The following is a 13,203-nucleotide window of genomic DNA, read 5'->3' on the forward strand; positions in this document are numbered from 1 at the left end:
AATTAAATTAATAAATTTAGAAGCTGAATGAAGTCTTAACCATTACACCAGTTGTATCATCAGTGTTAAGTGTTGATACATCTTTTACGTAAATTAATGGTGTAATTGTCATGCCATCATTAATTTCGTAATCGTAGTATGCCTCGTACATGTACTGAGCATCTGTATCTTCAACAGTGTTAACTCTTGTACCCATTCCAAGTCCTAGAGTACCAGGGCCAAATTCACTCCACTGTAATCCAACGAAGACGTTTGTATATTCGTCAGAAGCAGCTACTTCGCTGTCATCTTCACCGTATTCGTAACCAACGCTGATTGAAGGAAGCCCCTCATTGTCAGGTATGTAGTATGCATTTAAGCCATAAGCGAAGTCATTACCCATGTTGTCATTAACTGGTGCGCCATCTTCGAGTGCTCCGTAAGTGAATGAAACACCATAAGAATCAGCTGTATAAGCAAAGTTAAAGCCATAAGCATCCACTCCTTCTTCGTTTGCTATATCATCTGGGTTGCCAGCATAACCAACTGCAGCAGTTAAACCATTACCGAAGTCATATTCAGCACCAACCATCGCTGAGTCATTATTGACAAAAGCGTTATTAGTTCCACATTCGTCAAGAGTGTCACTAGGTGTTCCGTAAACGCAAGCATTTGTAAACATCTTACTTGCGCCTATGTCATCACCAACCATTACAGTGATGTTTTCACCAAGTGGGAAGGTGTAAGAAATCTCGTCAAGTCTTAGGGCTTCAGTAGCTTGTGTGTCTCCACCGAACTCACCAATACCTGGCGCGTCAGAATTACCAGTATCGAATTTAGTTTCAAGTTTATCTTCACCAGTGAAGCTGGTAGTTAATTTAATGCCGAAATCATAACCTGTTGTTAGGTTGTCATCAAGGTCGTTTCCTGCATCATCATCATTCTCGAAACCTGCGTAGAAGTTAGCGCCGAATGATGCCGTTGTAGTTTCTGAGAAACCACCAGCTTCAAAGTTATTTAATCTTGCTTCAAGTCCGTCTACGCGGCTGTTAGTAATAGCAAGTTGTTCTGCAGGAGTGAAATCACTAATAGTAACTTCGTTTGCTGTAGCTGACATAGGAGCTAAAAGTCCTAATGTTGCAGGGGCTATAAGCAAATTTTTAAAAAGTTTCATGAACCTCAACACGTAAATAATGGATATAAATCCATATTCATAAAAACGAATTAAGGTTAAGAAATGAATAAGGTTTAAAATCAAAAAAAAATTTAAATAAACCTTAAACTCCTCTTAAATTAATGGGAAAATTTTCCACAAATTTCAAAATTTTTATTAATAAAAATTAAAAATTAACCAAAGTTAATATATTAATATTTTTAAATTCAAATAGAAAAAATCATAATTTAAGATTTTGTTTAAGAGAGAGTTAAGAACTAATTAATTTAAAGATAAACTTTTAATTAGAGAGGATTTGTAATCTAAATAAATGCTATAAATGTGAAGTCTATCATTTTGATCATTTAAACAATGAAATTAGCTAAAAAGGCTTTTTTGTTAGCTTCAACTATGACTCTGGTTGCTTCTTGCGGAACCTCAACTTCTTCAGTGAGGTTAAGTGGAGCTGGAGCATCTTTCCCTGCCAAAATTTATACTAGATGGTTCAAAGATTTATCAAATGATGGAGGTCCAAAAGTAAATTATCAAGCTGTTGGTTCGGGTTCTGGAAGAAAAGCATTTATTGATCAGACTGTAAACTTTGGTGCGTCTGATGATCCCATGAAAGATAAAGATATAGCAAAAGTTACTAGAGGATTAGTTCAGATACCTATGGTTGGTGGAACTATTGCATTTGGTTATAACTACGACTGTGATTTGAAACTTTCCCAAGAGAAAGCAGTACAAGTTGCTATGGGAATGATTAAGGATTGGAAAGAATTAGGTTGTAAACCAGGGAAATTGACTTGGACCCATCGTTCTGATGGATCAGGTACAACTAAAGCCTTTACAAACTCTATGGAAGCGTTTTCAAAAACCTGGACATTGGGCACAGGTAAGTCTGTAAAATGGCCGGCAGGTGTTGGAGCAAAAGGTAATTCAGGTGTGGCAGGTGTTATTCAAAATACTCCTGGTGCAATTGGTTATGTTAACCAGTCATACATTAAAGGTAATGTGAAAGCTGCAGCACTTCAGAATCTTTCTGGAGAATATGTAAAGCCTACAGTTGAGGCAGGAGCTAAAGCTCTCAATGGTATTACTTTAGATAAAAATCTTGCTGGTAAAAATCCTAATCCAACAGCAAAAGGAGCATATCCTATAGCTTCATTAACATGGATACTTGCTTATGAAGAAGGTAATGGTAGAAATACTAAAGCTATTAAACAAGCCTTTAATACATTGTTAAGTGATGAGTATCAAGATAAAGCTCCATCACTAGGATTTGTTCCTTTGAAAGGCGAAATTCTTGAGAAGTCAAGAGCTGCGGTAAAAAGAATCGGTAAATAAACCGTAAGACAATATTTAAAAGGAGGAATTTATTTCCTCCTTTTTTATGCAAACAAATATTTTGATAAACCTAATATTAAAGAAAAAAGAATAAGTATGTAGGTGGGAACTACTTTTAAAAAAGATAATAGTGTGGAGATTAAAACTATAAAAATAGAGCTAATTAAAAAGAATTTTGATGAAAAACTATCTTCAATTAAATTAAAGCCAGAGAAAATAACTGCTCCTGGAATTGTATTGATTACTCCTTCGATAAAGTAATTAACAGATTTAATTCTGTTTTTTATGAAGCCTTTCCCAAAAACAAAAATCAAGATAAAACTTGGTAAAAATATTGCAAACGTTGATATAAATGAATATTTTAAAGCCTCATTAATACCTCCAATTGAAAAACCTGCTTTATATCCAATAAAACTTGTAGTTAATAAGACAGGACCAGGTGTTATCTGGCCAATCATTATGCCATCAATAAATTCATTATTTGTTAACCATCCTTGCGAGATAACATAATCACTCATTAAAGGAATAATTACTAATCCGCCTCCAAATATAAAAAGTCCCGATTTGAAAAAGAATAAAAATAGATTAAGGTAATTTATTAAAAATTTTGAGTTTAAAGAATCCTTCAAAAAATTATAAAACTTGGCAATATCCAAAAAGATTGAGCTAGTTAAAAATGAGGTTGTTGAAAATATAGATAAAGGGACCAAGCTATAAAAAATATCTTTGAATTTCTTTAAAAATATATTTATCAATCCTGCAATAGTAAGTATTGTAATTAGAGGAAATTGAATACTATTATATTTGGCAAATATAAGTAGAAATAATATTGAGCTAGAGAATAATATTCGATCAAACTTTAATCTTTTTTTTAATAGAACTAATGAGAATGAAAAAATTATTCCTGCAATAATAGGAGGATTAAAATAAATTAAATCACTTAGAAATTTTGATCCAGAATAAATTTGCCAAAAAAAGCTAAGAACTAATACCGAAATGAATCCTGGGATAATGAAACATATACCGGATATCAATCCACCAAGATAACCATTAATTTTAAGACCTATATATATTGCTAATTGAGTGGATATTGGCCCTGGAAGCAATTGACATAAACCAATACCTTTTTCAAAAGATTGGGTAGAGATTAGTTTTTTATTATTTATAAGTTCATCTTCGAATAAAGAAATATGAGCATATGGTCCTCCAAAACTGAAAATACCAATTTTTAGAAAAATTTTTGCAAGTTCAATTAAGGATATTTTTGCCATTTAAATACTCTAATTTCTAAAAATTAGTTTTTATGGTGATGATAAGCTTTGTTTGATTGATGGTAATTTAAGACTCGAAATCCAAGATAATAATATTAGAAGTGATGAAAAATAAAGACAATATTGAAGACCAATACTCGGATTTCTCCCAATCATAAATAGTAAGCCAGATAGTAATGTTCCAACTAGTCTTCCAGCAGCATTTGCCATGTAATAGAAGCCAACATTTAAACTGACTTTTTCATTATCAGAGTAGGCCAAAATCATATAAGAATGTGTGGAGGAATTCATTGCAAAAACAAATCCAAAAATAGTAAGTCCTAAAATTATTGCTATCGATGGAGAACTTTCTCTCCATAATGCGACTCCTATCAAAGATGGTATGACCATTAATACGGCACTCCAAAATTGGATAGCTTTACGATCTGGACTTTCTTTCTGGCCCCACATCTTTCTAATTGCTGGAGCCGAAGCCTGAACAATTCCATAACCTATTACCCAGGCCCCAAGAAATAATCCTATCTCCATGTAGTCCCAACCAAATGCCATATCTAGGAATACTGGAAGAGCTACAACAAACCAAACATCTCTTGCTCCAAAAAGAAAGAATCTTGCTGCTGAAAGAATATTTATTGCATTTGATTTTGAAAAAAGATCATTAAAAGCTGGTTTGGTTTTCATCTTACCAATTTCTCTAGGCAAAATTAATGTCAATAAAAAGGCTAAGCAGAGTCCAAAACCCATAATTCCTACAGCATTATTGAATCCAAATAACTTATATAAAAGTCCACCCAAGAAGAACCCAACTCCCTTAAGAGCATTTTTAGATCCAGTTAAAATAGCAACCCATTTAAAAAGTTGTTTTTGGCCAGTATCATTGCCATCATTTGCCTCTGGAACTACTGTCTTAACAGCACTTTTAGCACTCATTTTGTTTAAATCTTTTGCTATCCCACTGACTGCTTGAGCAACCATAACGTATAAGACACTAAATATTACTGGCCAATCCTCCTTAACTGGAATAAGCATGAAAAGAGCAATGATTTGAAGGATAGTCCCAATCCATAAAGTAAGCCTTAAACCATATCTTGCTCCTATCCAACCACCATATAAATTAGTAATTATTCCAAAAAACTCATAAAAAAGGAAAAGTAAAGCAATTTGTAGAGTTGTGTAACCTAGCTCATGAAAGTGACCAACAACTAATAATCTTAATGCGCCGTCAGTAAGCGTGAACGCCCAATAGTTTGCTGTTACAACACTATATTGTTGAATATTAGATAACTTCATAAAGACATAAATTAAATTTCTTTTTTGATTACGTATTCAGTAAGATCTGCAAGTCTGCAGCTGTAACCCCACTCGTTGTCATACCAAGCGTATATCTTTAATAAATTTGAATTAACAACCATCGTCGATAAACTATCAACTATTGAACTTCTAGAGTCATTTACATAATCTGCAGAAACTAAAGGTCTTTCTTCGTAGCCAAGAATTCCTTTTAAATAAGTTTCTGAAGCTTCCTTAAGTGCCATATTTACTTGTTCAGTTGTCACGTCTTTATTTAATTCAAAAACTGCATCTGTTAAAGAACCATTAAGTAGAGGAACTCTTACTGCATGTCCATTTAATTTTCCTTTTAATTTTGGAAAGATCTCAGCGATAGCTTTAGCAGACCCAGTGGTAGTAGGTATTAAACTTTGCATACATCCTCTTGCTCTCCTCAAATCACTTTTATAAAAATCTACTGGGACTTGAGTGTTCGTGACATCGTGAATAGTTGTAATAGCACCATGTTTAATTGAAAAATTTTCATTAATTACCTTTACTATCGGAGCTAAACAATTTGTAGTGCAGGATGCTGCAGTTACTAATTTATGTTTGGAAGGGTCATAAAGACTTTGATTTATGCCATAAACAACATTAAGTGATTCAGCTTCTGCAACAATTCCCTTAACTGGACAAGCTACTATTACTCTTTTCATCCCTAGAGATTCAAAATAGGGATTTAGTTTTTCTGGCTTTTTATTCTTTCCTGTACATTCCAAAATAATATCTACAGAAGATTTTTCCCAAGGAACATCAAGGTAATTTTTAAAAGATGTGTAAGCTAATTTCTTTCCATCAATTATTATTTCTTTTTCTTTAACCTTTATATCTTTAACCCATCTGCCATGGACTGAATCAAATTCGAGTAGATGTGCAGCGGCATTCGAATCTCCTGCTATCTCATTAATGTGAGTTATTTCTATATCAGCTCTATTCCATAATGCTCTGAAAACTAATCTGCCAATTCTTCCAAAACCATTAATTCCAATTTTCATAACTTTGAAAACTCCTATTGAAATTATACATCAAAATATTTTGATGTATCAAGATGTTTTGATTAATGAAATCTTTTTTATTTAAGCTATATTTAGGAAAATTTAATTAATTTAAAATTGTTAAAAGATATTAGCAAAGTAAAAAAAGAAAATATATCTAAGTTGATGGTTTCATTTTCTGATCCTTTTAGGCTAGAAATAATTGACCTAATGATGGATGGAGAAGTTTGTGTTTGCGATATTATGAAATTAACTAATTTATCTCAATCAAGAATTTCATATCACATAAAAATTTTGAAAGAAGCTGGTCTTATCTCAGACAGACAAGAAGGTAGATGGGTATATTACAGCCTAAATAAAGAATCTCTCTTTTTGATCAAGGAATGGATAACTTCTTTGACAGATTATTCTTCAAATAAAAAACGTTGCTGCGAATAAATTATATTTTAGATTTTATTAATTTACTTCTGATTCCCTGTCATAAGTCATTCCTGATTGTTCCATCCACTCAGCTTTAGTTTTGCAATTTTGTTTGTGATTAAAGATGTGAAAACCTTCAATAATAATCATTATGGATAGAAGCAAAACAGGAATAAAATAAACAGGTGAAGATATTACTTCTTTATATTTGATTTGAGCTATGAATTCCCTGTATTTAAACATCTCCTTAGTTTCTATTTAATAAATAATATTCACCTATGGTTAAGTAAAGTTAAAGAAAAAATCTTTTTAAAAAATTTAGTTTAAGGATGTTTACTTAAAAAAAATAAAACCTTTCTAAATGAACCTTTTGATAATATTATTTCTTCTTACTTGAATATTTGCTGTAATTTTTTCCGCTAAAGTTGGCAGATTTGGTGGCTCCAGCATTAGATAAACTCTTCCTGATTTTTCTAAATAAACATAGTCTTCTAATACTTCACGGCTAAGCAATCTATATAAAGTTTTGGTTGATTTATAACCTAACTTTTTAGCTGTTTGGCTAATCGTATAAGCTTCCAAATGCAATGATTTTGGTTTCATCTTACAAAATTTACATTAGGTGTAATTAGCTGCTATGAAGGGATTCTATTCCATTTACCTGATCAAGCATTTGTAAAAGTGTGTCTAACTATGCAGACTTTTCCCTAGGAGAATTTTGGGGTCCGAAATTACCCCCTCCCGTACAAGAAGAAAGAACCTATATTAAAAATTAATGTTGCCTTATGTCTTATGTCATTCCTAATAAACTCTAGAAATTAAAAAACACAAAAAATAATTATCTTTTGTGGAAATAGATAAGACATAAGACATTCTCTTAAATACAAATCGGTTCAATTCTTTTTAGTGTCTTAGATAAAAATTATTCTGCCAAGACACATAAGGCATTAAATCTCATAATGTCCTTTATTAGGCAAATTTATGATTCTTGGCTCCTTTTTCTTTTGCTCAATAGACCATTCTGGATGAAACCAATAATAAGGTTTTCTCCCACCAAATCTGTATTGTTTTTTTTCATGGCCTAATTTTCTTAAGCAATCTGCGGCTTCCTTTACATCTTTATCTGTTATATGTTCATCATTTCTACAACCGCTATTAACCAAAGCTTCAACTGTCGTAAATCTATATTTATTGTGCTCTTTATTCGTCCATTCCTCTATACGTGAGTAGAAAGGGTGTTCTGCTTCGAAATTTAAATTTCTTATATTTATTTCCTCTTTATATTCATCATCCAAATCCAATATCATTCCTTCTTTATAGGCCAGCAAAGCAGCTTTCCAGATTCGATCTCTATCTTTTAAAACCTTTTTATTATTTATTAATTTCCCTTCTAGATTTATTACCCAATACCTTCTAGAACCTGTTGGATCATTTAGAAAATCAGTTCTATTACAACTTGAAACCATTATTGATGGTCTTGGATAAGAACCAATACTTCTTCCATAAGGTCTTCTAAATGTATCAATCGGACTTGATAGAAGAGCTTTTAATGTTGCTGCTTTTTCTGAATTTGGTGAGATCCTATCTAATTCTGCAATTTCAAAAATCCAACATCTTTGCAGCATCATTGCCAAATCTTGAGGCTTTGGTTGCCATGTATCAGCAAAGAACTCATCAGAAGCTAAATATCTCCAAAAAGTAGATTTTCCTGTTCCTTGCTTACCAACTAAAATGCAACAATTATCAAACTTACAACCACGATTTTTGACTCTTGCAACTGCTCCAATTAGGGTCATTTTAAGCATCTGGTCATATAACTTAGAGTCAGTTCCTAAGTAGTCGGAAGACATTGTTTCTATGTCAATTGGTTTAATTGATTTATTATCTGCAATTCTTTCAAGATATGCATTGACAGGGTGATATGTATTCTGACGAGCAGCTGTTAATAAACCATCAAAAGCAGAGTCTTTTCTAATGTTATATCCATACATATTTAGATAAGTTGAGAAGCTTTCAACAAAATCTATTTGAATAGTTTGTCCATCAAATTCCGGTTCAAGAGTTAGAAGATTATAGGTTAATCGTGGAGAACAATTATCAACTAAAAGTTCTACTAAATCTCCAGAATCAATCTTCTTTTTTCTTTCTCCTTCATAACCGCTTGGAAATTTAATTTTATTTAGAAATCCAGTACTAATAATTTGGTGTTGTCGTGTAATAGCATCAGTCACAAAATTCTCTCCTTATTCTTTTTTCTCTTTTTCTTTTAGGTCTATTTGGTGTATGTCCGTAAGTTACTTTGTTGCATCTAAGTGTAGTTTCTGCTCTATCTTTAGCGTAGATTTTCTGTTGTTCTTCAGAGAAAATTTTCCAATATTTACCATCATTTCCATGAAATCTATGGCACTCAGGCAACCCATCATAAACACCTTTATATTTATAAAATTCTTCAATTAGGGCTTGTTGTCTTTCGTATTCTTTTAAGTATTTTGGTGTTATTGGCTTACTACTATGAAAGCCATCTAACTTAAGCCAATTACAGAATTGATCGTCTGATCGAAAGGTTTCATAGTACCTTCTACGCCAACCATTCATTGCTTTTTTTCTTTCTTCTTCACTATCAAAATGCTCTGGCGCTATCCATTTACCATTTACTTTTTCCATATTCGCCACCAATCTTTTTTTATTCCAAGTTGCTCTAATAAATTTGCTATTTGCTCATGATATTTAGTTTGGATATATTCTAATATCTGAACTTTGGTTTGTAATGCACAACAATAAGCATTTGCTTGGACTAGCTCTTCAAATAGATAATCAAAAACCTTTCCATTATCACCAAGTTCAGTTGCTTTGTTATGACACCTATTTTTAAAGGTGCTTTTAAGTATTTTAGAGGGAATCGTATCCACTACTTAACCTCCTTTGCGACGAGGTCTTTCATCATCTCTTTCTTATATCTAGCTCCCTTTTGCTTCTTAGTTTCTGCGGAATGTTTAAGTAGTGCTTTTCTGCACTCCTCTAATCCATAAACACATTTCCCTTTTTCCTTTCCTTCACCTACTCGATAGAAGTGTTCTCCCGCTACAAATACATTCGCTTTTTTTAACTTATAAACAGTTCTTTCACTGCAATATAGATACTCAACTAACTTAGGAAGCTCTATCCAGTTTGTAGTAGTCATTAACCTTTGAAGGATTATTCTTCAACTCGTTATATGCAGTAAGAACAGAAGGATTCGTCATCACGAGAAATCCATTTACATTCACACCAGATTTCTCAAAGCAAATTAAATCCATTGCAATTCCAACTGAATCGTGATGAGTCAAGTTAGAAGCTTGGAGCTTCTTTCCTTTGAAAAACTTTGGTGGTCTGTTGCGTGTTCTCAATATATATGGAGTTGTTTGTTGATAATCCCCGCACTTATCGAAGGTGCATCAAATAAAGTCGAAGGTCACTACTGTGGGCTGTTTGAAGGTCGCAAATATCTGACAACTTTATTATTGCCGAGATCTGAACTAATTCAACCTAAAGTTGCACACATGGTTTCGAAGTTCCGTGGCTTTTTTATTACAAATCCAACATATTCCACGGAAAAGCTACGGATACTTTTGAGACTCTATTTTGGTATATCTGAGATCGACTGCTATGACTATCGGGGCGACAGGATTCGAACCTGCGACCTAGTGCTCCCAAAGCACCCGCGCTACCAAGCTGCGCCACGCCCCGCTCATAAGATCTTAGTTCATAACATGCATCTGTTAAAGACCAAATTTTAAAAATATTGATAAAAAAACTATTTTTTAAGGAAAATTTACTAATCCTCGCTAAATTGTCGCTAATATTTTTCTTCAATTAAGCGGGAATTTTGGTGACACCCGCTTTACTTAAAAAATATCTAAAAATGAAACGCTTGCTACTTGCACCGCTATATTAAATACGATTGACAGTCGATCTAACATACATGGGTAAACCTTCTTTTTTTAATGCGTAAATTATTAATACTTTGCGTCCTTTTGTTTTTATCAGGATGTGGTTATGGTTCTCAAATGGAGGCTTATAAAGCTTGCGAAAGGGAATGGTATTTACTCTACTCTTCAGATGAGTACCAAAAAAAAATTTGGGGAGACCATTATTTTAGAACATGCCAAAATGAACCCTCAAGCAGAAAAGTGTTAGGACTTTACAAGACGAGTAGATTTGGGTCTTGGCAGGTTGGGAAAAGATTCTCTTATTAAATGAAACGCTTACTACTCCCACTACTAGCTGCTATCGCTTTACCTAATGCTCTTAATGCAGGTGATTTAGGAATTGCAGATTTTGATTTAGAGCGAGTTGTAAATATAAATAAAAAAAATAAAATCAAGTATCAAGAGACTGTTGAAAGTGATGTGATTAATTTTAATTGCGGGGCAATAAATACTTACAAGAAAAAATGCTTAATTGAGTTTAAAAATGGCTTACTAATTGTTGATGGTTCTAGAGGAATTAAGCCGAGTCAAATAAAACATGTAAATTTTGTATCTAATGGGGCTAGTCTTTTTATTTACGTTACTTATGAAGATTCAAATAATAAATTAGTTCATGCTGGATTTAGCAGCATGGATATTGGACAACGTGCAGGATTTCAAACTCGCTTCTTAAATTGGATGAACTCAGATAAATAAATGAAACGCTTACTACTCCCACTAATAGCTGCAATTTGCATAAAGGGTAACTAGAAGTTTGGCTGATATGAAATCACCCGAGTTATTCAAAAAATCTCGCTAATGCTCGCTAAACAGGTTGTAATAAATTATGTACTTTCTAGTATTTGCAATACTTTTCGCTTGGATAATCGGTTACTCTCAAAGCATCCGCGCTACCAAGCCACGCCACACACCGCTCATAAGATCTTTGTTCATAATATGCTTCAGTTAAAGATTTTTTCGAAAAATTTTATAAGCAAAATCTTATTACCCCATATTTTGAAATCTTTAACCATTTTTAAGTAATTCTTGGCATAAGATTAAATTAATTAACTTAATTAATCTTTTAATTTTGAAAAATAATAATTTGAGTATTTTTTAAAAAAATATAAAATAAGTTTTAGATCTTAATTCCTTACCTATTTCTTAAAATTTTAAAGAATGAAAAAATTTGAAGACTTAATTAATACTTATAAAGATTTTCCAAAAAAAGGAGTCGATTTTAAAGATGTTCTTGGAATTCTTCATGAGCCTGAAGTTTTCCATGAATTAATTATGCGAATGTGCTCAAGTCAAATTATAAAAAATTCTGAGGCCATAATTTCTATAGATGCAAGAGGTTTTATTTTTGGTTCTGCTGTTTCATTAAAATCTTCAAAACCAATGATAGTCGCCAGAAAACCTGGAAAACTTCCAGGGGAAATAGTTGAACAAAACTACAATCTAGAATATGGAGAGGATGCTCTTTGCATACAAAAATATTCTTTAAATAAATATAATTCCTATGTAATTATTGACGATCTACTTGCTACTGGGGGGACTGTTGAATGTGTAGCAAACTTACTATCAAAAAATAATAAAAATATAAAAGGATTACTCACTGTAATCGAGTTAAATCATCTAAAGGGAAGGACTCGATTTGATTTCCCAGTTGAATCAGTAATAAAGTTATAGTCTTAGTATTTTAACTATGCAAAAGAATCTAAGAGATTTTGAGTAATTTTTTTAAAAAATTTTTTAATTTAAATTAAGCCAATAGATCCTGCAGTAAAACCTACCATTAGAAAGAATATAAATTCTGAAAGGTCTCTTGGTAGAGAATTAACAATAAGATTGAGTTGAGTCATTTAACCTTGTGCTCCTCAGGTTTATAAATTTTTAAAAAATATAACTAAAAATTTTTTTTGTTGAGGTAAAAAACTTCTTTTTTTTCTTTTTTCTAAAGATTTGCCTGTATGCAAACACTAAATTTGTAATTACTAACAAGCGTCCGACAAATTTAAACAAATCAAAAGTAAAAAATTTTTTTAATGCTATATTTATTCTATATATTTAACTGTACAAATAAAGATATGGATTATAAGAAGAAGTCTCTAAAAAAGCTTAACCTTACAAATACATATGAAGAGATAGACACTAGATTGGCATCAGGCTGGTATGTAGATTCTTCCGAGCTTAATAAGAAAAAAAAATATAAAACAAAAGAAGTTTCATTCAAGATTTCAAAAAAAATTTAGAAATAATTTTTTTATTAAAGAATTTGACTACCACTATTTAGTAATTAACAATTACGTGAATGGTTTTGTATAGGTTTATAAAGTGGCACAATTTTTTTAGAAATGTAGTGATAAATACTTGATTTTTATTGACTAAACCAACTATCCTAAGGTGTACTTTAAATTTCGTGTGAGGAAATTTATGAAGCTATTCAAAAGCTTATTAGTAGCTCCAGCGACTCTAGGACTTTTAGCTCCTATGTCTGCTACAGCTAACGAAGTTACTATTAGTGATTTCACTCCAGCAGAACAACTTGCTATCACTAACAGCCGTGTTGACGGACTAGAAGCAAGATTAAACAACATTGAAGCTGGTAGTTTCTCAGAAACAACAACAGCAACATTCGGTGTTAACTTCTACGCTGGTATTACCTACGACGATGATTGTGGTAACGATCTCGATGACAACTTGGGAACAGGTTACGATTTCAACATTGGTCTAAACACAAGTTTCACAGGTGAAGATTC

18 protein-coding genes and 1 tRNA gene are annotated in these 13,203 nt (G+C 32.3%); 6 read left to right on the forward strand and 13 right to left on the reverse strand.

The window, feature by feature from the left end:
* Positions 1–16 precede the first annotated feature (16 nt).
* Positions 17–1,153, reverse strand: a complete 1,137-nt coding sequence (locus JJ847_05725; protein ID MBO6960380.1) for a porin — start codon at positions 1,151–1,153, stop codon at positions 17–19.
* A 351-nt stretch (positions 1,154–1,504) separates the two neighbouring features.
* Between JJ847_05725 and pstS the strand changes: the two genes are divergently transcribed.
* Positions 1,505–2,479 (forward strand): phosphate ABC transporter substrate-binding protein PstS, encoded by a 975-nt coding sequence (pstS, locus tag JJ847_05730; GenBank protein MBO6960381.1) that lies wholly within the window; start codon positions 1,505–1,507, stop codon positions 2,477–2,479.
* A gap of 44 nt (positions 2,480–2,523) precedes the next feature.
* On the opposite strand, the gene chrA is transcribed toward pstS, so the two are convergent.
* Genes chrA through JJ847_05745 form a run of 3 tightly spaced genes read right to left on the reverse strand, consistent with a single transcriptional unit; the run spans position 2,524 to position 6,074 of the window.
* Entirely contained in the window at positions 2,524–3,750 is a 1,227-nt protein-coding gene (gene chrA / locus JJ847_05735) for a chromate efflux transporter (GenBank protein ID MBO6960382.1), read from the reverse strand.
* A gap of 30 nt (positions 3,751–3,780) precedes the next feature.
* On the reverse strand, positions 3,781–5,040 hold the full coding sequence (arsJ, locus tag JJ847_05740; protein ID MBO6960383.1) for an organoarsenical effux MFS transporter ArsJ: 1,260 nt from the start codon (positions 5,038–5,040) through the stop codon (positions 3,781–3,783).
* An 11-nt stretch (positions 5,041–5,051) separates the two neighbouring features.
* Positions 5,052–6,074, reverse strand: a complete 1,023-nt coding sequence (locus JJ847_05745; GenBank protein MBO6960384.1) for an ArsJ-associated glyceraldehyde-3-phosphate dehydrogenase — start codon at positions 6,072–6,074, stop codon at positions 5,052–5,054.
* A 165-nt stretch (positions 6,075–6,239) separates the two neighbouring features.
* On the opposite strand from JJ847_05745, the gene JJ847_05750 reads away from it, so the two are divergent.
* Complete coding sequence (locus tag JJ847_05750) at positions 6,240–6,512, forward strand: winged helix-turn-helix transcriptional regulator (protein MBO6960385.1); 273 nt, start codon at positions 6,240–6,242, stop codon at positions 6,510–6,512.
* 18 nt (positions 6,513–6,530) lie between these two features.
* Here the strand turns inward: JJ847_05750 and JJ847_05755 are convergent, their stop codons facing one another.
* The 8 genes from JJ847_05755 to JJ847_05790 form a co-directional block, all read right to left on the reverse strand.
* Complete coding sequence (locus JJ847_05755; protein ID MBO6960386.1) at positions 6,531–6,737, reverse strand: hypothetical protein; 207 nt, start codon at positions 6,735–6,737, stop codon at positions 6,531–6,533.
* Positions 6,738–6,851: 114 nt separating this feature from the next.
* Positions 6,852–7,097, reverse strand: coding sequence for a hypothetical protein (locus JJ847_05760; GenBank protein ID MBO6960387.1), 246 nt, complete (start codon positions 7,095–7,097; stop codon positions 6,852–6,854).
* 344 nt (positions 7,098–7,441) lie between these two features.
* Complete coding sequence (locus tag JJ847_05765) at positions 7,442–8,725, reverse strand: hypothetical protein (protein ID MBO6960388.1); 1,284 nt, start codon at positions 8,723–8,725, stop codon at positions 7,442–7,444.
* Entirely contained in the window at positions 8,718–9,158 is a 441-nt protein-coding gene (locus JJ847_05770) for a hypothetical protein (GenBank protein ID MBO6960389.1), read from the reverse strand. Before JJ847_05770 ends, JJ847_05765 begins: the two co-directional genes overlap by 8 nt.
* Positions 9,146–9,403 carry a hypothetical protein gene (locus JJ847_05775; protein MBO6960390.1) on the reverse strand — a complete coding sequence of 86 codons (258 nt, stop codon included), beginning with the start codon at positions 9,401–9,403 and terminating at the stop codon, positions 9,146–9,148. Before JJ847_05775 ends, JJ847_05770 begins: the two co-directional genes overlap by 13 nt.
* Complete coding sequence (locus JJ847_05780) at positions 9,403–9,675, reverse strand: hypothetical protein (protein ID MBO6960391.1); 273 nt, start codon at positions 9,673–9,675, stop codon at positions 9,403–9,405. The genes JJ847_05775 and JJ847_05780 overlap by 1 nt, the downstream gene beginning before the upstream one ends.
* Positions 9,644–9,880: a hypothetical protein gene (locus JJ847_05785; protein MBO6960392.1), complete on the reverse strand. Its 237-nt coding sequence runs from the start codon at positions 9,878–9,880 to the stop codon at positions 9,644–9,646. Before JJ847_05785 ends, JJ847_05780 begins: the two co-directional genes overlap by 32 nt.
* A 266-nt stretch (positions 9,881–10,146) precedes the next feature.
* Positions 10,147–10,220 (reverse strand) — tRNA-Pro (locus tag JJ847_05790).
* A gap of 257 nt (positions 10,221–10,477) precedes the next feature.
* On the opposite strand from JJ847_05790, the gene JJ847_05795 reads away from it, so the two are divergent.
* From JJ847_05795 to JJ847_05810, 4 genes are all read left to right on the forward strand, one after another.
* A complete protein-coding gene (locus tag JJ847_05795) occupies positions 10,478–10,729 on the forward strand; it encodes a hypothetical protein (GenBank protein MBO6960393.1) in 252 nt (83 codons plus the stop codon).
* On the forward strand, positions 10,730–11,158 hold the full coding sequence (locus JJ847_05800) for a hypothetical protein (GenBank protein ID MBO6960394.1): 429 nt from the start codon (positions 10,730–10,732) through the stop codon (positions 11,156–11,158).
* A gap of 462 nt (positions 11,159–11,620) precedes the next feature.
* Positions 11,621–12,133 (forward strand): adenine phosphoribosyltransferase, encoded by a 513-nt coding sequence (locus JJ847_05805; GenBank protein MBO6960395.1) that lies wholly within the window; start codon positions 11,621–11,623, stop codon positions 12,131–12,133.
* A gap of 398 nt (positions 12,134–12,531) precedes the next feature.
* Complete coding sequence (locus tag JJ847_05810) at positions 12,532–12,696, forward strand: hypothetical protein (GenBank protein MBO6960396.1); 165 nt, start codon at positions 12,532–12,534, stop codon at positions 12,694–12,696.
* 141 nt (positions 12,697–12,837) lie between these two features.
* On the opposite strand, the gene JJ847_05815 is transcribed toward JJ847_05810, so the two are convergent.
* Positions 12,838–13,041: a hypothetical protein gene (locus JJ847_05815; GenBank protein MBO6960397.1), complete on the reverse strand. Its 204-nt coding sequence runs from the start codon at positions 13,039–13,041 to the stop codon at positions 12,838–12,840.
* Between the last annotated feature and the right edge of the window lie 162 nt (positions 13,042–13,203).

This window comes from Prochlorococcus marinus CUG1438 (assembly GCA_017644325.1).
Lineage (GTDB): Bacteria > Cyanobacteriota > Cyanobacteriia > PCC-6307 > Cyanobiaceae > Prochlorococcus_A > Prochlorococcus_A marinus_AA.